Raw genomic sequence first — 19,711 nt, 5'->3', positions numbered from 1 at the left:
AGAAAACTGAGTAGAAGAAAACTGAGTAGAAGAAAACTGAGTAGAAGAAAACTGAACAGGAGAATATTGATGGCAAATCCATATCTTACATCTTTATTAAAAGTCCAAATCTGTGAATAATTATATGCCAATTTATCATTATTATATATGGTAATTGAGATGTATGGATTTGGGGAAGTTCGAAGAAGGATTGACCCAATCATTCTCAACCTTTTAATCCTTTTCTTTTTGGTAATGCTGGGGCTGATTGTGGTTGAGTTAGTTCTTAAAAGTTTGATAATCTATAACCCTTTTTGAGAGTTCTCGGTTTTCTTTTTTCAATCTATTATTTTTTTCTTTCTTCTTTCCATTTTTGTTTCTTCTACAACCGAAATCCTTATTGTAAAGCCCGCGCTATGGCAGGACTATGACAATGCAAAGGGAAATCCAGGTAATCTGTGGGAACGTAAATATCCCGAATCTTTCCGGCTTTCTAAAATCAATAAATTCAATCGCTTCCGAAAATGATGTCATTATCCAGGGTTTGAACGCAGACCTGATTGCAGGAGAAAGACATCTTCATTTTGCAGTAGGAAAAGCTTTGAGGGCAATTGCTGCCGGCAGGAACATAGCTAATGATCCAGGTATCGAGATTATGAGGTATGCATCCGGAGAGAGACAGATTGAAAGGAGTTTTTCAATAGGGCTACATAAAGGTGAAAACAATGCCGTATTCGTGCTGCTTGGAAAAATGGATAATTTGATACTAGCTCTCTCTTCATTAAAAGAACTGATCATCGAAAATCCCTGTTCCGAGCTGCTTGCTTATTCCGATTACAAAAGGCAGGGAATCCTTTCTGTTTTCGGTATCACTGATGCTGAAATTGAAGCTTCGGGCGAAGAGCACATTCCAGAACTTGTGATTGAGAGAGTGGCGCTGGCAGACTTTGTAAAATAAATCTCGTATTTTTTGAATGGGATTTAGATTTTGAATGGGATTTAGATTTTGAATGGGATTTAGATTTTGAGGGATTTTGCTACGTGAGGAATTCCACGTTCATCGAATGTGACATCAAATTCTGCCATTTTTACCACTCCAAATCCTAAAAATTAATACACGGTTTGATTCGTTCTCATCCGTGTATAATTCTGTTGTTCTGCGCTAATCCTCACATCAATTCCTGAATTATTGAAACTGTCAACCGTTATCACAGAATCCCTCGTATCTTCATAAGTCATGTTTACAGTATCACCTATGTTTGTAAGGGCTGCTTCTGGATATTGAGAAATTGGAATTTCAAAGATGATGTTTGAATTATTGAGGTAAATTAGCCTGTAATCAAGGTTATTTGCTGAAATAATACCTGAGATTCTATTCACAATCCCAGTAATATTCCCTATGGCTCTTGAACTCGTTATAGCAAAGTTGTACCCGTTTTCATTCAAGTATCTTCTATACCCCTCAAAGGCAATTGCCTTAGTATTCCCAAGAGAAACATGTCCTGTTATAGCATCTACAATTCCTATTTCCTGGAATATTTCTCCATTCTCCGAAGACGCAGCTATCGGAACAACATAAGCTAACCTTCCTGAACAATCATAAGGTATAGGTGCGCTGCTATGATAATTTTTGAAATTAGACACTGTAACATTTACTGCATCCATAACAGCCTGTTCATTCCATCCATTCATCCTGTATAGATTGACAGTCCCATCTCTCGAATTTACTAATGCTATACTCGTTAGAGATTGATCCTTTGATGAGGAAGAAGTCATTCCAGCAAACCAATATGCTTGCCCATTGTTTCCATGTATTAACCACATATCCCCAGAACTAACAACATTGACATCTTTCTCTGTAATTACTGAGTTTAACCAACCGTGAATATATTTGCCATACCAGCTAAGATAATTCCTGGCAAGTTCTTCAGGCATGACTCTATCAACCCATTCAGGCGCGTTCCCAAGAGAATACTCTGTAATATCCCCATTTTCAGGATCAATAACTGCAATTCCCTTAACAACATCTCCACTATTAAGCACTGATGGAGTTGTTAAGCTTACTACCCAACGCGGCTGAAGTTTATCTGTAACTTCAAAATTAATATCTTTTAATTCGACATTCTGGTAGCCATTTGAATAAAGATGTCTGATGACATAATCACCTAAAAACGAGGAGGTCATATACTTCATTTTATAGCCAGTGTAAAGTTTTGCAGGTGCAGAAGGATCTTCAGCATCTACCATTATGAAGCCGGGCGATGTTTTTGCACTCCACCACTTAAAAATACCTCTAAACTCTAAAGGGGCAACCCAGTACAACCGACCATTTACATTTTGGATCGTAAAATCATTCTGTTTTACTTCAAATTGACTGCCTAAATTTTGCTCACTGCTCCCGATTACTTTATTTCCCAGGTAATAAGCCATAGATTGATCAACAATTCTCATATTCTGAGCATCGATAGGGGCAAAATTAGATCCTTGAGAAATGTTGTTATAAACTTTTACTTGAGGGATATCATGTAATTTTTGGTTATCCAAAATCGGAGTGGCCAGTAAGTATATAAAAATCCCAATTACTGCTATTATCTTTAGTGCCTGAATTCCAATTTCTATATTATCGGAATTATTCGATTTACCTGTGAATATATAAAGTGCCGAAATTATAAGTATTGGTATTGCTGCGACTATGTAGTACCCACCCAATACGCCAACAAAAGCAGGAGTGAACAAATATAAATACACATAAATTAGTACAGTTCCAACGATGGCAATAATTCCGTAATACTTGAGTGTTTTCTTTAAACTAAATTTTTTGTCCTCAAACCCCAAGTAAAACGAAGCTATGATAGCTACAATAATTGATTCTACTAGCATATTTTTACCTCCTTTTTCTTATTTACATTTTTCTTCAAACCAGTCCATTAGAGAAAAAGCCAGGTTCCTGGAGTTTTCAAAAAAACTTTCCTTCCCAAGTATTTCCTTTTCGGATTGGATGTATTTTCCTTGAACAAGGTCGTGCCCTGAATCCCTTATCAAGTTTCTTACCCACTGCCTGTTGGCTTCAGGGTGAAACTGCAGCCCGAGAACTTTTCCATTGTGAATAAATCCCTGACTCGGACAGGCCTCACTTTCGAAAAGCTTCACTGCTCCTGCTGGGATTTCAAAAGTATCTCCATGCCACATGAAACCGGTAAACTCCGGAAACATGCAGGCTGGAAGGTTCGAAGCTCTTGCCTCGCTCGAACTTTGTTCGATTTTTCCTTCTATGGACCGTACTGTGTGCCAGCCGATTTCTTTATACTTGTTCTTCGTAACTTTTCCGCCCAGCACTTCAGCAATCATCTGGGCTCCAAAACAGCTCCCAAGTACAGGCTTGCCTGATTCTATCGTTTTTCTTACAAATTCTTTTTCAGGCCTTAACCAGGGATATTCTTCTTCCTGATAAATGCTCATGGTGCCGCCCATTATAAGGAGCAAATCGAATTCTTGGAGGATAGGAAAAAAAGCGTCTTCGTAGAGCAAAGTTTTCGTAAGTTTATATCCTTTTTTGTCTATCCAGGTCCCTATATTTCCAAGGGTATCATTTTTCAGGTGTTGTAAACAGTGAATTTTCACGGGTGTTTCCCCTTAAAGTAAATGGAGCAGAAACTGCTTTTTGAATTAACTGTTTTTAAATTAAACTTAAAGTTATGCTTCAGATCCGGCTTTATGTTGAGCTCTTTAGCAGTTTAATAAAACCTTTTAGCCGGTTTTAAGCAGCTCTTTTAGCCATTTTTTTATACTTCTTATCCATATGCTTTATTTCGGAGCCTGTTTGAAAGCCCTCAATTTACAGGACTTTCTCAGGACTTTCTGTGATGAACGCTTTATAAATAAATATCTGACTCTAAATATCTGACTCAAATTCGGCCAATTCATTAATATACTATCGTGTTAAGAGATCACGTAAATATACAGATTAAATTGCCGAAAAAAGATTTCATTCTCAGGAAGCGGATTACTCACAAGCAGAAAAATGGGAGTTGATTCTTATATCTCATCCAAAAACCGTAGAGGAAATGATTGATTGTTCAGGGCCTATCGAATGTGAATTATTACCCAGACTTATTCATGTGACCGAAGCAGCTGCCATTGCCGCAGCGTACCAGATGGGGCGCGGGAACAAAAGTTTTGCAGATCAGGTAGCAGTCGCCTCTATGCGCAGAATGCTGAACAAACTTGACATGAAAGGCATAATAAAGATAGGAGAAGGGGAAAGGGATGAAGCTCCCATGCTTTTTATCGGGGAGCAGGTCGGAACAGGAAAAGGAGACCTTGAAGTCGATATTGCAGTCGACCCACTTGAGGGAACAAACCTTACCGCAGACGGTGGGCCTGGCTCGGTTGCAGTCATGGCAATGGCTGAAAGAGGCGGAATTTTCCACGGCCCGGATATCTACATGGACAAAATTGTTGTCGGGCCAGATGTGGTACGTTATGAAGAGGAGCACCCCGATGAAATAATTGATCTGGATGCCCCTGTCAAGCACAATCTTGAGATCGTCGCCAAGGCTCTTGATAGAAGTATTGAAGAGCTTGTTGTTGTGGTACTTGACCGGCCAAGGCATGTCCAGAAAATAACCGAGATTCGGGAAGCAGGCGCTCGCGTAAAGCTGATAAGTGACGGAGACCTTATGCCTGGAGTTTCAACTGCGATCCGCGGGTCAGGCGTTCATATGGTAATGGGCGCAGGTGGTTCAGGTGAAGCTGTACTTACAGCGGCTGCAATTAAAATCCTCGGCGGAAAGATCCTTGCAAGGCTTGTGCTTCCGACAGTTGCAAATGGGAAGGGCCAGGATAAGATCGATGCAGAAATCGAAGAAAAAATGCCAAGGCTAGAAAAAATGGGAATCACCCTCCAAAACATCAATGATATCCTTGATACCAATAAGCTTGTGCCAGGAAACGACGTGATCTTTTCAGCATCAGCTGTAACTCCCGGTCATTTTCTGCGAGAAGTCAACCTGTTTGGTGGCGGAGATGCCAGGGTACACACAATCTCGATGGGTGCATCCGGAGCTGTCAGGTTTACAGACAGTATTTATATAAAGGATAAACGAGACACTCCTCTCTACCTGTAAATCCTTTCATTTTTACCTTTTTTTAAAACACGGACTTTGCGAAAATATTATTTGATTCAGATTTGATTAGATTATTCGGTTCCAAAATCACCAAATGCAGATTTCAAAATTACAGATTTCAAAATTACAGATCTTAAAGTTTAGAATTAAAAAACATAGAATTTAGAGTTAAATTATGAAAATCTATCTCGAAAGTTTTGGCTGTTCGGCGAGCCAGGCATCAGCCGAGATAATGAAGGCAAGCATTGAAAGACTAGGGCATAAACTGCTGCTATCTGAGGCTGCCGATCAGGCAGATGTGTATATCTGCAATTCCTGTACGGTAAAGTACACTACAGAACAGAAAATCCTGTATAAAATCCGCAGCATGGGTGAGAAGGATGTGGAGGTTATCGTTTCCGGCTGTATGCCCGAAGTCCAGCTTGAGGATATCCTGCATGCAAATCCCGAAGCTCATATACTGGGAGTGAATGCAATTTCCAGGCTTGGTGAACTTCTTTCCTCAATTGAACAGAGAAAAAGGAAAGGTCTGCCAGGAGGGGAACATCTGGAATTCCGGGCTTCCGAACCTGTTGGCTTTCTCAATGTTCCGCGTGAACGTTCCAATCCTAATATCCACATATGTCAGATCTCGCAGGGCTGTAATTTTGCCTGTTCTTACTGCATTGTAAAATATGCAAGAGGCAAGCTTCACTCTTTTCCACCGAATGAGATCGTTAAAGATATCCGTTCAGCTGTTGCCGAGGGTTGCAGGGAAATCTGGCTCACTTCCCAGGACGACAGTCAGTATGGAATGGACACGGGTGTCAGACTTCCGGAACTTCTGCGCATGATCTCGGAAATCCCAGGAGATTTCAAAATAAGAGTCGGAATGATGAACCCTTTCTCTGTACTCCCTATACTCGACGATCTGGTAGAAGCTTTTGATTCCGACAAGGTCTTTAAATTACTTCACCTCCCTATCCAGTCTGCTTCCCATTCGGTTCTGAAGAGAATGAACCGTCTGCACAAAATGGACGTTGTGGACACGATAATTACGAAATTTCGTGCCCGTTTTGAAGATTTATCCCTATTCACTGACATAATTGTTGGCTTTTGCGATGAAACCGATGATGAGTTCAAAGAAACTGTCGAATGGGTACAGAAATACCGTCCAGAAAAGGTTAATATTTCAAGATATTCTCCCCGTCCGCATACGAAAGCCTTTTCCTTCAGAAACCTCGACTCCAGGATTTCAGTTCAGCGTTCCCATGAGCTGCATAAGGTATGTGAACAAATCAAGCTCGGATCCAAACAGGCAATGATCGGCTGGAAAGGTCGGGCCTTTGTCTCGAAATACACGGAAATCGGTGATGTCCTCACCCGCACGGATGCTTACCGACCGGTTGTTATAGGTCGCTCGAATCTAAAGCCCGGCCAGTATGCAGACGTGGAAATCGTTGCTGCAAAACCCGGATATTTTCTTGGGAAGTTGGCTGAAGATCGGCCAGCTTCCGAAACATAAGGAATTCAATAAGGAATGTCAGGTACAGGTGTATATTTAATTTTCATCCTGGCTACTTTGAATTCCTTCAAAAATACTTAAGGAAATTCTGATTTTTTAACTCCTTACGTATAAGTATTTTATAAAAGATAACTATTTTTAGCTCTTTTTGATTTATTTTTTAGACATTTTCCTTTTTATGTGAAAAAAATGTAACAATTCTCTATCGTATAGAAATGTATATATACTTCTACTCATATGAGAGAAAATAGTATTCCAGGACTTTTGAGTATATATGGTCATAAAGGAAACAGGTGGAGTAAAAAGAATGAACATTTGCGTAACAGCCAGTGGTGAGGGTCTCGACTCCAAAGTGGACCCAAGGTTTGGGAGATGCAGCTATTTTGTAATTTATGATCCTGAGACCAGACGTGTGGAATCTGTATCAAATGCAGCTGCATTCGCCTCTGGTGGTACTGGCATAAAGGCAGCGGAAATTATTGCAAATGCAGGAGTCGATGTCCTCTTAACAGGTACTGTGGGACCCAATGCTTTTTCTATTTTCTCGGAGCTTGGCATTAATGTTCAAGTAGGAGTAAAGGGTACAGTGCAAGAGGCTATCAGACAGTATGAGGCTGGAGAACTCCAATCGCTCCAAAGTCCCAACAGCACTCCCGGTTTTGGTATGAGAAAAGGAAATGGCATGGGAAAGGGAATGAAAGGAGGTGGTGTGGGAAGAGGAATAGATAGAGACAATTGAGCACTAGTCTTGATAAAGTTAGTAAAACAAAATTTCTGAGAAGGACACATTCCTCCATGTGTGAAAAACAATATTATTTTCTTAATTTCCGAAAAACGGTATTATTTCCCCTTAAATTTCAAAAAACGGTATTGTTTCTTTTAACTTCTTCAAAAAGAAACTATTCCTTTTAATTTCTGAAAAAGATAAGTAGCTATGTAATCTCAAGAATATATATCACAGTAAAAATACCGATAAAAACAATACTAATTGATAAAGCGATAGAAAATACAGGTGATTATATGAAAGTAAGTATTCCTACAAGAGATGAAAATGGTCTGGACGGGATTGTTGAACAGCATTTTGGAAAAGCTCCCACCTACACCATAATAGACACAGAAACCAATCAAGTCACTGTAATTCCTAACACCAGTGAGCACATGGGCGGCGTCGGACTACCTCCCGAATACCTTCATCAAAATGGTGTGGACATTATGCTCTGTGCCGGGCTTGGGTTCAAGGCCGTTAGCATGTTCGAGTCCTACGGAATTAAGGTTTTTGTGGGGGCTGGCGGCACAGTAAGGGATACGTTTGAAGCCTGGAAAGCAGGAAAGCTCCAGAACGCAACTGCTGAAAATTCCTGTTCTGAACATGGGCATGAGGAACACCACCATCACTGATATCACTAACTAGTATTGCACTGCTGGATATCACTAACTAGTATTGCACCACGATATCACGAATGAGTACTGCCAGAAAGTGTCAGAAAGGTTTCAATTTTCTTAAGGTTTCAATTTTCTTAAGGTTTCAACTTTCTTAAGGTTTCAATTTTTAAAGACCAATTTGTAAAGGTTCAACTTTCTAAAGACTCCATTTTCTAAATTGTAGTATGAATCAATAACTCACTTAAAACGGTTCTTCAAATGATTGCGCAGGAAAGCTTGAAACTCGGGATTAAAGCATCAAGGAACGCAACTCTGGCACTTGCATTCCTTGCTTTTGTTAAAGGGGCTGTGGGTATTTACTCCGGAAGCACAGTCTTGATTGCGGATGCTGTCCATACAGGTCTGGACATTTTTGCGTCTCTGGCAGTCTGGATTGGGCTCAAGATAAGCCTTAAAAGTAGTGGTAAGCATTTTCCTTATGGGTACTACAAAGCAGAGAATATCATAGCTCTCTTTGTTTCTCTATTAATCCTGTTTTCTGGCGTTGAACTGTTAAAGGAAGGCTTTACAGGCGTAAATACTACTTCTCAGATTGAGTTTCAGGGGCTTGCTCTTGTGACAGCTGTTTTTTCAGTACTTACAATATATGGCCTTTCTATATACAAACGAAACATAGGCACAAGGATCAACTCTCAGTCTTTGATAGCTGACGCGATGCATTCCTATACGGATGTATTTTCTTCGATGATAGTTGTTGTGGCAGTCCTTGGCTCTATGCTGGGGATCTCGAAACTTGACAGTTTCGGTACTATTGTAATTTCTCTCTTGATCTTCAAAATGGGGGTTGAAAGTGCCAGGGATTCAATGCTCACCCTGATGGATGCCTGGCTAGATGAAGAGGAAAGTGAGAGAATTAAAAAAGACATACGCAATATCCCTGGACTGATAAAACTTGAAGACCTGAAACTCCGAAAATCGGGACTTGTGGTTTTTGGGGAAGCTACGGTTGAAGTTGAGGGTGAAACCGACCTGAAAAGGGTGGAGCTGCTTTCAGAGGAAGTCAAAACGGCTGTTAGAAAAGAAGTGGAAAACCTGGAGCATATTGTTGTTAATGTAAAGCCTGTACAAAGGAAGAATTTTAGGTTAGCTCTTCCCGTTTTCGATAGGAATGGGTTTCAAGCAAAGCTTTCGGGACACCTTGGAAAAACCCCTTATTTTCTCTTTGTAGATCTTGAAGAGGGTAGGATAGAGAACTGGGAAGTTTTCGAAAATCAATTTTTTAATTCTGATAAAAAAGGAGGCATGAAAGCTGTGGACTTAATCATCAGAGAAAAAGCAAATGTCCTTGCAGTAAAAACTGTTGGGGAAGGTCCGTATTACATGCTCCGAGATAATTTTGTAAAAATTCTGCAAATTCCCGATGGGGTAGACACTGCTAGAGAAGTCCTGGACAGGTTCCAGAACTTCGAAGAAATCACAACTCCTATGAAATGACATGGAGATCGGATATGAAAATTGCAATTGCAAGTGGAAAAGGAGGGACCGGGAAGACTACGGTTTCCTTAAACCTTGCCCTTTCCCTTTCAGATGTACAGCTTTTTGACTGTGATGTGGAAGAGCCTAACTGTAACCTTTTCCTTGGTTTTGACCTTGAAAAAGTAGAAGATGTCGTTTGCCCGGTGCCTGTAATCAATCAGGAAAAATGCAGTATATGCAGGCAGTGTTCGGACTTTTGCCGTTATAATGCTCTGGCTGCACTTCCTGACAGAGTTTTATTTTTCCCTTCTCTCTGCCACGGGTGCGGAGGATGCGCTGTCCTCTGCTCGGAAAAGGCAATCCAGGAATCTCAGAGGTCCCTTGGAGTAATCGAAAAAGCAAAAGGAGAAAGTTCCCCGGAGTTTTACAGGGGGCTTTTAAATATCGGGGAAACGATGACATCATCTGTTATCAAGACGCTTAAGAAATATATTGATGACCGAAAAACTGCAATTCTCGATGCCCCACCCGGAACCGCCTGCCCCGTTATTGCCTCTATCGGGGATGTGGATTATTGTGTGCTTGTGACTGAATCAACCCCTTTTGGTTTCCATGACCTCAGGCTTGCCGTAGACGTTGTAAGGTCGCTTAAAGTTCCCTTTGGAGTTATTATTAACCGCTGGGGGTTAGGGGACTCAAGAGTTGAAGAGTATTGCAAGGCCGAAGGGATTCCTATCCTCCTCAAGATCCCAAACGATCTTAAAATTGCAGAGCTCTATTCTCGCGGCATTCCCTTTGTTCGAGAAATGCCGGAATGGAATGAGAAGTTTCTTGGTATGTTTGAAGCAATAAAACTCCAGCTTGCAGATACAGAGGAGGCAAGAACATGAAGCAGCTTACAGTAATCAGCGGAAAAGGAGGAACTGGAAAAACAACCCTTACAGCAGCTTTTGCCTCGCTTGCAAAAAATGCTATTATTGCTGATTGCGATGTGGATGCATCTGATATGCATCTTATCCTGAAACCCAAAATACTGGAAAAAGAAGACTACTGCGGTCTTGAGGTCGCCAGAATTGACCCCGAACTCTGTATCGAATGTGGAAAATGCAGAGAATTTTGCAGGTATGGGGCGATAGATGATAATTTTGAAGTTGACCCTTACGGATGCGAGGGATGTGCCGTCTGCACCATTATTTGTCCCAAAGGGGCAGTCTCCATGGAAAAAAGGGTCTCAGGTCAGTTTTTCTCTTCCGATACTCGTTTTGGGCCTATGGCTCACGCACGGCTCGGTGTTGGGGAAGAGACAAGCGGAAAACTTGTAAGCGTTGTTCGAAGTAACGCGAAAAAGCTTGCAGAACAGTATCATAAAGATTTAATTATAATTGATGGGCCTCCTGGAACAGGCTGTTCCGCGATTTCAGCTATTACAGGTGCGGATCTGGTACTGGTGGTAAGCGAACCAACCGTTTCCGGAGTCCATGACCTTAAAAGAGTTCTTGAACTTATTGTTCACTTCATGATTCCCACTGTTGTCTGCATAAACAAGTACGACATAAACGAAGAGAATACTCAGCTGATTGAAAATTTCTGTGCCAAACTGGGAATTTCGGTAATAGGTAAGCTTCCTTATAATGATATTGTAACAAAGGCAATGCTTCAGGAAAAAACCTTGATAGAGTATGTTAAAAGCAGTGAGTGTTTAAACGAAAGCGAATTTGCGGATCAGATCTGCCAAATCTGGACCAGGGTGGAAAAGATACTTATGAGCATTCAGGATTAAACAGAAAGGAACTAAAACCCTCGAGATAAAAAATTTCTAATTTTATAGTTCTAATTTTATAATTTCTAATTTTATAATTTTTAATTTTTCTATAACTGTGATGAAGCTTGATATTAAATTCTGGCTATTCTATAAGAAAGATCGTAAAATAAAAGTAAAGTATCTTATTTTTTCAACTGAATTTTATTTTTTCAATTTAATCATGCGTTTCCAAATGATCTTTACTTTTTTTAATTGAACTTTTTCTAATCTTTTTTCCTATTACCTTAACTTTAGAACCTTAATACTCTTTTTTATGGACTATGCATTTATATAATATTTTATTTATATAAACTCAAGGACTAATAATCTTAAACCTTAGTTTTAATAACCATCGACTTTTACTGTATTTCTTTAATCAAAGTCGATTCGTAAATATGGGGGGTTTTAGTGCTGAAAGATATTGATGTCGGAACCTGTGTACACCTGTTATCCCGGATAGACGATGATGCCCTTGATAAGTTCTGGAAAGAAATCTCTGCCGGAAAATCTCCAATAATTGATTCTCAGGGCAATATGGGTTATTCTTTGTTGAGCGATGAAGACATACTATTCATCAGAAACGATTTTACGGCTACGAACTACGAGTATTTTGAACTGGTCTTTGGAGATCTTTTCCTGCCGGACACGGTTCAGGAACTCCTTCTTAAAGATAAGGTGCTGCTTCTTATGGTGTATAGAAAAAGCACGCAGGATCTTTTACTTTCCGAGCTTCGTACGGATGTCAAGTTCATGCTTGACCTGCCGCATGGGGAATATTTCTTTTTTGTATTCCTTCTGGACGCCGAAGCAGAATCTTTTTTAAGTTCCATAGCCCATGCCGTAGGTTTTCCATCCAGGATGCATTTAAACAGCCCGGAACTTGAGACCTTTTATCTCAAGCATCCTGTTGATATATGGGAATTCGTAGACCCCTCACCTATAGAGATTCAACGCGGAGGGCCTTTCTATATAAATATGATTATGGTAAACATCAAACAGATTCCTGGCTGCTCCCTGCTCTTTTCCGAACTTCTGAAGGGAGACGAATCCACACCTCCCCTTTGAAACTTCTCTCTTAAATGGGCTTTACACCTAAAGTCCTATTTTCTCTCTGTTTCAAGTGCAGATTGAGGACTTTAGGTGAAAGTGTAAAATTAGTTCGGTTTTTCGGATTCCGGAAGTTCAAAACAATAAAACTAAAACGAAAATGTACTACAGATGATATGTGATAAAAAACTAATTTCTCACAGTCATTTTCTTACAGTCATTATTTGATGAACTGCGAGGATATCAAATAATGTAATTACTCCAGCCACGAAGAAAACTATTGAAGGTATCATGCTATTAGTAATCGAACCTCCTGTAGCTAACGAATATAAAAAATAAAGCAGGTATAACGGACTTAAAATTAAGATAGCCCATATAACATATGTGAATACATCATTACTCATGTTTTCGCTATCGATATTTGGTTTTTTGTTTGTTTTCACATTTGTTTTCACATTTGTTTTCACATTTGTTTTCATACTTTCATGCTCCGAGTATCATTATTCATCGAATCTTCTCCTACTAATAATTAGTAATGTATAACATATATAATAATTTGAGCCTGGGTGCCTTTGCAAGAAAAGTTCCAAATAAGAGAGTTTAGACGCAAAGTCTCTTGAATGAAAAAATAGTTATAACTGCGGTTTCCAGTAATTTACAATGCAGTTCTTTACCAGATACGAAGAAATAGAACCTTACATCACAAAAGACGGTTCAATTATCCGTGAACTCATGCATCCTTCTATCCACGGCAACTCAAACCAGAGCCTTGCCGAAGCTACCGTGCCAGCCGGCGGAAAAACTCTTCTTCACAAACACCACCTGACCGAAGAAATCTATCATATTACTGAAGGCAGCGGGATAATGACTCTTGGCTCTGAAGAATTCGAGGTCAAAAAAGGAGATACTATTTGTATTTCTCCCGGCATTCCGCACAGAATTCAAAACACAGGAAATACGCTGTTGAAGATTCTCTGCTGCTGTGCGCCGGCTTATTCGCATGAGGATACAGAATTGGTGGAATGAGTGATAAAGTTGTAAAATCAGGTTTTTAATAATTTTTCATCTTTAAATAAAATGATTTTTGATCTCATTCAATTTTATTTTTTGTAATGAGATTTACTCATCGAAACAGCAAAGAGCTTAACTTCTTTTTAACTTAAATTCAAAGCTTTTTAGTAATTAGTGACTGTATCAATAGTCTTAATATGAAAATCATAACCTGGAATTGTAATATGGCTTTCCGGAAGAAATACAAACACATTCTTCCTTTTGATCCTGATTTATTAATTGTTTCTGAGTGTGAGCATCCGGATAAATTCAGCGATAAGTTTTACGATGATATTTTATGGATAGGTGATAACAGAAACAAGGGGCTTGGTGTTTTCAGCTTCAATGACTTTGAAATTGCAGTCCATGAATCTTATTGTGAAAATTACAGGTATGTTCTTCCTGTCACAGTGAACGGCAGTGAAGCCATGAATCTTATTGCTGTCTGGTCGCAGAATAATATAGAGGATCCAGGAAGGAGATACATTGGAGAAGTTTGGAAGTCATTGAATTACTATAAAGAGCTGTTCAGATTTCCAACGGTTATTGCAGGCGATTTTAACTGGAACGTTATCTGGGATCAGGGGAATGAGAAATATCCTCTTTACGGAACACTCACTGATGTAATTAATTTATTAGAGCAATTTGATATTTTCAGTATGTATCATACCTTTACAAATTCAGAGTTCGGAATTGAAAGGGAACCGACACTGTATTTCAGGAAAAACAGGAAGACTCCTTATCATATAGATTACATTTTTGCGCCTTCAGATCTCGTTGCTCGTGGAAAATCGTTTTCAGTTGGTAAATATGAAGATTGGATCTCTCTAAGTGATCATATGCCTTTAATAGCAGAATTAGAATGAATTAATTCTTGTGTTGGAATTTTTCATATGGAAGTCTTGCAGTATCTTCTTTTTAATCGTGTAGCTTCTCTTTTGACCTGTCCTCTCTTTTGATTTGTTCTCTCTTTTTATCTGTGTAAGGCCGCTCTCCTGCGTCGAGCGTGACAAAAAAGACTCAGTATGGCGAATAAGGCTATACGGGTAGAGTGATCTGGAATTTAGTTATCTTGACCAAAATAACTGCTATAGCCTACAAGAAAGACCAAAATAAGGCTATTACGGTTGTTTTGTCTTACTTTTTCTCTTTTCCCTTTTTTACTTTGTTTTTTACTTTTTCATTTTTTCGGTTCAAATAAAATTGTTTATTCTCTTCTTTGATTTTTTTGACTTTAATTCAAAGCTTTTTAGTACTTAATGACTATATCAATAGACTTGCGGTACGCTGCCTATCAAATTGAAAAATTAAACAAAAAAGTGCATAAAACAGATCCAATACAATTATTATCACTGAGTAAGGACTATGAACTTAAAATCAATAATTGTAATTGCTTTTATTATTTCAGCTGTTTTATTAGCTGGAAGAGTGTCTCCAGCAATGAACTTTGAGCAATACAGGGAAGGAAAGTATATCCATGTCGATAATATAGTAATGGAATTTAGTGGAGCAAATGCAACAGTTGATGTCGAATATCATCTATCACCTTTAGCCAATGCATACATATTCCTTTTTGGCTCTAAGCATCTGGAACCAAAAATTAAGGAGATCTTTTTGAAATTTCCAGAAGTAAAAATACGGGAGATAGGGCTTGAAAGTGCTACACTCCAATTAACAAATATTTCTTGGAAATATGGTAATGACTATATGCATAACTCTACAAAATTAGGGCTGCAGCCGGACATCCTCACTGTTGTTTTTCCTTATAACCAGGGCACTAGAAAACTACAAAATCCAGATTCAACTTTAAGCGTTTTTTATCCGGACCATCCTGAAAATCAGAAAAACACCACTAAAAAATCAAATCGTTAATCAAGCTTCAAAGTATTAGCATGATCTACAAATCTGTAAATCTACAAATCTGTATATTTATAAATCCATAAATCTAAAGATAATTGACAATAAGCACTATATTCCCATTATTGTCTACTTATGGCTTATTCTTCAAGTTTAAAGTTCCAGGTATCTTCTATATTTTCTATATTTTCTGTATTTTCTGTTGTACTATTTCTGACTTATTCCCACTCTAAAAACAGCCTGGCTTTTAAGATTTCCTCCATTTCGATGCTTTCCAGGATTTCAAAAGCGAGGTTTGCCGTGAATTCGTTTTCCGAGTCAAGTAAAGTCTGCAAACATTGTCTGTCCTCTTCAGTACAGATCTTTTTGAGAGCCCCGGCAGCTTCGGCTTTTACGAAGCGATTCCAGTCATACAGGCTGTTGATCAGGGGTTCGATGGCTTTTTTCGTCTTTATTCGGCCTAGGGCTTTTGCAGCAGCCAGCCGCGTGAAATCATCCGTATCCGTAAGGGCGGAAATAAGGTGATAGACTGCGTTTTCAGCTTTAATCCGGCCAAGAGCTTCGGCTGCCCCTGATCTTCCTTCATTATTTTTGTCCATTAGCGCATCAATAAGAGGTTCTATGGTCCGTCTGGACTTTATTTTTCCAAGCGCTTTTGCAGCTTCTTCTCTTACGGAGCCACTGTTGTCAAAAACCAGAATATCTATCAGAGGCTGTAGGGCTTCTTTTGACCTTATCCGGCCTAGGGCATTGGCTGCAAATCGGCGCACGGTTGCATCTCTGGACTTTAGGGCACTGACCAGTGGAGGGATAGCTTTTTCACAATCAAAAAGTCCCAGGGACTCGGCTGCAAGCCTCCTGACCTCATCATCTTCATTATCCAGGGCGCTGATCAGGGATTCAAACGCTCTTTCACGCCTGCTTTCGGATAGACTTTGCAGGGCTTTTGCGGTTTCCTTTCGCACAAACTTATCTTTGTCCTTCAGGGCATTATCAGTAAAATCAAAGATTCGGTCCGATATGCAGTCCGGAACTCCATCCAGATTTATCTGGCCAAGAGCTCTTACTGCCCCTTGCCTTGTAAGAGGGTCTTCGGACTTGAAAATACGAATAAGTGGTTCAAGAACTTTTTCCGATTCAAGCTGTCCGAGCGCATTTGCAGCTTCCTTCCTGACAAAACGGTTTTCATCCCCCAATGCAAAAAGCAGCGGAGCAATAGCTTTCCGGACTTTTATCATTCCCAGAGCTTTTGCGGCTTCCAGTCTGACTAAATGGCTGTCGTCGTGGAGTTTATTTATCAGGGTTTTAGCAGTTTTTTCAGACTTTATTTCTCCAAGGGATTCTACTGCTGTTTTTCTTACAAATTCATCCTCATCCGAAAGTGCGGAAACAAGTGGGTCAAGAGTTTTTTCTGACCCTACAACCCCAAGCCCTTTTGCAGCTTCCCTTCGAACAAAGCGGCTTTTATCCCCAAGCATATCGATAAATGTGCCTGAAGTTTTGTCAGATTTGATTTCTCCAAGCGCTTTTGTAGCAATCCAGCGCACAAACTCATCTTTATCTTCAAGTGCATCTACAAACGGTTCAACAGCCTTTTCCGATCTCATTCGGCCCAGGGCTTCGGCTGCTCCCAACCTGACAAGTTTATCTTCTTCCTGAAATGCTTTTATAAGAGCTTCTGCTACTTGCCTGGAATTTGTTCTTCCAAGAGCCCCTACGGCTCCAATTCGAACAAAGTCATCGTTGGCCCCAAGTGCTGAAATAAGGACTTCCATAGCTTTTTCCGATCCTGTCTGCATTAGTGCATCTGCAGCCTCTAGTCGGACAGCTCGATTCTTATCTTTGAATGTGTCCCTGAGCAATTCGATTGCTCTTTCGGATCCTATTAAGCCAAGAGACTTTACAGCTTCTATCCGCACAGAATAATCTTCGTCTCCAATTGCAGCCTCAAGGGGAACAAGTGCCATCTCTGACCTGGTTTCCCCAAGCACTTTCGTAGTTTCTCTTTTTACTCTTATATCTTTATCCTTAAGTGCTCCAATATTGGCCTTGATCCCACAGGCTCCGAGTCTTCCAAGGCTTTGAATAGCTCTTACTTTTTCTACAGTATACCTGCTGTCAAGTTTCCTGGCAAGTAAAGTACATAGTTTTCCTTTTGTTTCGGGGCTGGCTCTCAAAGCGCACTTTGAAGCCAGATATAAGTTTTCGCTTGAAACAATCGAATTTACAAGTTCTTCTCCTGATTCCAGTAAATCCGAAGTGAGCATTATCACATTCTCCCATCTCGGGTTTATGAAGGCTTTTGAAGTATCCATACCGTTTTCAAAGTATGTTTTCAGTTTTAAAGCCGCAAAATATTCCTGAAAAGCTCGATCTATTCCGAACCTTACTTCGGACCTCGTTCTTATCAGGAGTCCAAGCCTTAGGCAGGCCTGAAGGAATTTCTTTGCTCTTACTCTATCAGACCTGCTGTATTCTGTAGTCTTTCCAGATCTTCTGGATTTTATGTATGCTTCTGCTACTTCAAGGGCACAGCTATACTTACATGAAATCTTATTCCTACACTGGAGTTTGAAGGCCAAGTTCATCAGGAAATCTTCAATTTCTACTGTTTCGGTATTCAGCTCCTGAGGGCCTATTCTTCCTTTACTTGGTTCCTGAGAGTTTATTCTCTCTTTAATCAGCTCCTGAGCGTCTTTTCTTTCTGTACTCAGGTCTTGAGAGTCTATTATTTCTGTACTTAGTTCCTGAGGGCCTGTTCTTTCTGTAATTAGCTCCTGAGGGTCTGTTCTTTCTGTACTTAGTTCTTGAGAGTTTGTTTTTTCTTTACTCAGCTCTTGAGAGCCTGTTCTTTCTGTACTTTGTTTCTGAGAATCTGTTCTCTCACATGTTATTGTTTCAGAGTCTGTTCTCTCGAAACACATCTTTGGAGGCAGTTGGTTCTGGGATCTAAAATACTCCTCTCTTTTCCTGTAATCCTTAAAAAGTTCCGAAACAAAAGCCTGATATATTTCTGCCCGGCTGGAAGGAATAGAATCACAAGAGGTAAAGTGCTGGATATCTTCCTGTTTTCCTCTTCTTCCCATGTGCGCAGTTGAAAGTTTGATCCAGAGGCAAAGCAGCAGAGGGTTCTTGAGAATAGGTTTTGACTGAGTCTCCTCCAGGATTCTGGCTTTTAAAAGCTTCACCTGTCTCTTATTTGAAACATTTTTTTCTATAAACAGCCTGACTTTTTCATCGGTCAACTTCTCAAGTTCGGAGAGTGCAAATGTACTTTTTAAGCTATCAGAAGGCTCGGGTCTTGAAGCAATAACATATCTACAGGTTTCATACTCGGAAATAAAATCGGATATTTCATCAAAGGGAGAGAATTTTTCAGAAGGTGTGAGCAGGTCAAGTCCATCCAGTAACAACAAAGCTTTTCCTTCAATCAGTTTCTTAAAATCCGTCTCAGAAATGCCTTTTTTCGTTACCTGTGCTTTTAAGTAATTATAAAAAGAACCTTTAACATATGAACCAAGCTCTATATATATCGGAACAAACTCCTCTCTTTTCAGAATATATTCCCTGGCATAGACAGTTCTCAACCACTTAAGGGTGCTTGTTTTTCCCGAACTTGCTTCCCCGTAAATTATCAGGTGCCTTTCTTTTTCCACGATCTGTGAGATCTTGAAGTCGTAAGCAAGGGAAACCCTTTCTTCGAATAGCCTGCGCGTAATTGGCAATATTTCTCTGGCCGATAATTCTACGTAGTTACAGACTTTATCTCTATCTTCCAGTATTACATTTTTCAGGTACGTTTCCAGGTTCACGTTTGAGTTACCCTCAGTTACGGACTCAGACATAACGGCCCCCCCCACAATCTATAAACGGTGTTTCTATAAATGGTGTTTCCTTTCCAGATTTTATTCTTTTTGTCAGGGGACCTTTTTTAGGTTTACTGTTTTCGTATGTATTTTCAATATGTATCCCGGACTTTTTCCACAACTTTCTTGTTATATGCATTTACGATGTCGCTTCGGGTAATAAGACCGAGGAGTCTGGTTTTATCCTCTCTGTCCACAACAGGAAGCCTACCTATTTGCTTTGAAGCAAAGCGTTTGAGGACCGCATCCAGGGTTTCATCAGGGTAGGCAACTTCCAAAAACTCGTGCTTCTTAAACCCTTTCGTGTCTTCCTTTTTTTGAAAAGAAGGTAAGTTTCAGGTTTATTTTCACCTGAATATTTTTCACTCGAAGGATTTCAATCATTTATTTAAAGGTATCATTATATTATATTATACAATGAGCTCGTCCCAAAACCAATTTCTTTCCCAATATATTATACTATTTTCATGTTAGAAATTAGAGCAATTATTCAAAATTCAAGGTTTTGGGATAGGCTCAATATATACCCAGACATTAGCCTGTGAAAATCGGAGGTCCTTTTTTCGATTTATTACAAGGGAGCGCAGAGGGTCACGAATACCCCAACCTTTAGGTTGGGGAT

General features: G+C 39.7%; 16 protein-coding genes and 1 pseudogene. 12 read left to right on the top strand and 5 right to left on the bottom strand.

The genetic code is table 11. The features are described from left to right. Nucleotides 1-412 precede the first annotated feature (412 nt). Nucleotides 413-937, top strand: a complete 525-nt coding sequence (cgi121, locus tag ASJ81_RS20490; protein WP_095645978.1) for a KEOPS complex subunit Cgi121 — start codon at nt 413-415, stop codon at nt 935-937. Between the two features lie 152 nt (nt 938-1,089). On the opposite strand, the gene ASJ81_RS20485 is transcribed toward cgi121, so the two are convergent. Both ASJ81_RS20485 and ASJ81_RS20480 read right to left on the bottom strand, forming a co-directional pair. Beyond that, on the bottom strand, nt 1,090-2,859 hold the full coding sequence (locus ASJ81_RS20485; protein ID WP_095645977.1) for a hypothetical protein: 1,770 nt from the start codon (nt 2,857-2,859) through the stop codon (nt 1,090-1,092). Between the two features lie 18 nt (nt 2,860-2,877). Continuing rightward, entirely contained in the window at nt 2,878-3,600 is a 723-nt protein-coding gene (locus tag ASJ81_RS20480) for a type 1 glutamine amidotransferase (protein WP_095645976.1), read from the bottom strand. A 416-nt stretch (nt 3,601-4,016) separates the two neighbouring features. Here ASJ81_RS20480 and glpX point away from each other — a divergent pair, with 416 nt between their 5' ends. The 8 genes from glpX to ASJ81_RS20440 all read left to right on the top strand — a co-directional run bounded on the left by glpX (nt 4,017) and on the right by ASJ81_RS20440 (nt 12,334). Beyond that, nucleotides 4,017-5,105, top strand: coding sequence for a class II fructose-bisphosphatase (gene glpX / locus ASJ81_RS20475; RefSeq protein WP_095645981.1), 1,089 nt, complete (start codon nt 4,017-4,019; stop codon nt 5,103-5,105). 175 nt (nt 5,106-5,280) lie between these two features. Further along, complete coding sequence (locus ASJ81_RS20470; RefSeq protein WP_095645975.1) at nt 5,281-6,609, top strand: tRNA (N(6)-L-threonylcarbamoyladenosine(37)-C(2))-methylthiotransferase; 1,329 nt, start codon at nt 5,281-5,283, stop codon at nt 6,607-6,609. 274 nt (nt 6,610-6,883) lie between these two features. Continuing rightward, a complete protein-coding gene (locus ASJ81_RS20465) occupies nt 6,884-7,348 on the top strand; it encodes a NifB/NifX family molybdenum-iron cluster-binding protein (protein ID WP_095645974.1) in 465 nt (154 codons plus the stop codon). A 281-nt stretch (nt 7,349-7,629) separates the two neighbouring features. Then, nucleotides 7,630-8,007 carry a NifB/NifX family molybdenum-iron cluster-binding protein gene (locus tag ASJ81_RS20460; protein WP_095645973.1) on the top strand — a complete coding sequence of 126 codons (378 nt, stop codon included), beginning with the start codon at nt 7,630-7,632 and terminating at the stop codon, nt 8,005-8,007. A gap of 243 nt (nt 8,008-8,250) precedes the next feature. Next, nucleotides 8,251-9,486 carry a cation diffusion facilitator family transporter gene (locus tag ASJ81_RS20455; protein WP_095645972.1) on the top strand — a complete coding sequence of 412 codons (1,236 nt, stop codon included), beginning with the start codon at nt 8,251-8,253 and terminating at the stop codon, nt 9,484-9,486. Nucleotides 9,487-9,500: 14 nt separating this feature from the next. Beyond that, nucleotides 9,501-10,358 carry an ATP-binding protein gene (locus ASJ81_RS20450; protein ID WP_095645980.1) on the top strand — a complete coding sequence of 286 codons (858 nt, stop codon included), beginning with the start codon at nt 9,501-9,503 and terminating at the stop codon, nt 10,356-10,358. Beyond that, on the top strand, nt 10,355-11,248 hold the full coding sequence (locus ASJ81_RS20445) for an ATP-binding protein (protein WP_170943428.1): 894 nt from the start codon (nt 10,355-10,357) through the stop codon (nt 11,246-11,248). Before ASJ81_RS20450 ends, ASJ81_RS20445 begins: the two co-directional genes overlap by 4 nt. A 429-nt stretch (nt 11,249-11,677) precedes the next feature. Further along, on the top strand, nt 11,678-12,334 hold the full coding sequence (locus ASJ81_RS20440) for a hypothetical protein (RefSeq protein ID WP_245860386.1): 657 nt from the start codon (nt 11,678-11,680) through the stop codon (nt 12,332-12,334). 185 nt (nt 12,335-12,519) lie between these two features. Here ASJ81_RS20440 and ASJ81_RS20435 read toward each other — a convergent pair whose 3' ends face one another. Beyond that, nucleotides 12,520-12,795 carry a hypothetical protein gene (locus tag ASJ81_RS20435; protein WP_095645971.1) on the bottom strand — a complete coding sequence of 92 codons (276 nt, stop codon included), beginning with the start codon at nt 12,793-12,795 and terminating at the stop codon, nt 12,520-12,522. 181 nt (nt 12,796-12,976) lie between these two features. Between ASJ81_RS20435 and ASJ81_RS20430 the strand changes: the two genes are divergently transcribed. The 3 genes from ASJ81_RS20430 (at nt 12,977) to ASJ81_RS20420 (ending at nt 15,238) form a co-directional block, all read left to right on the top strand. Further along, nucleotides 12,977-13,342, top strand: coding sequence for a cupin domain-containing protein (locus ASJ81_RS20430; RefSeq protein ID WP_095645970.1), 366 nt, complete (start codon nt 12,977-12,979; stop codon nt 13,340-13,342). 182 nt (nt 13,343-13,524) lie between these two features. Beyond that, nucleotides 13,525-14,232 (top strand): endonuclease/exonuclease/phosphatase family protein, encoded by a 708-nt coding sequence (locus ASJ81_RS20425; protein WP_095645969.1) that lies wholly within the window; start codon nt 13,525-13,527, stop codon nt 14,230-14,232. 499 nt (nt 14,233-14,731) lie between these two features. Further along, the gene (locus tag ASJ81_RS20420) at nt 14,732-15,238 is read left to right on the top strand and encodes a hypothetical protein (RefSeq protein ID WP_095645968.1); all 507 of its coding nucleotides are present in this window, start codon (nt 14,732-14,734) and stop codon (nt 15,236-15,238) included. A gap of 203 nt (nt 15,239-15,441) precedes the next feature. On the opposite strand, the gene ASJ81_RS20415 is transcribed toward ASJ81_RS20420, so the two are convergent. Beyond that, complete coding sequence (locus ASJ81_RS20415; protein WP_095645967.1) at nt 15,442-19,068, bottom strand: HEAT repeat domain-containing protein; 3,627 nt, start codon at nt 19,066-19,068, stop codon at nt 15,442-15,444. A 113-nt stretch (nt 19,069-19,181) separates the two neighbouring features. Then, nucleotides 19,182-19,367 (bottom strand): annotated as a pseudogene (locus ASJ81_RS20410) (CBS domain-containing protein); the annotation flags it as partial. Nucleotides 19,368-19,711 lie beyond the last annotated feature (344 nt).

The sequence above is a fragment of the Methanosarcina spelaei genome, from assembly GCF_002287235.1.
GTDB classification, from domain to species: domain Archaea; phylum Halobacteriota; class Methanosarcinia; order Methanosarcinales; family Methanosarcinaceae; genus Methanosarcina; species Methanosarcina spelaei.
Note: the sequence above shows the minus strand (reverse complement) of the source record. Positions and strands in the feature narration are given on the sequence as shown.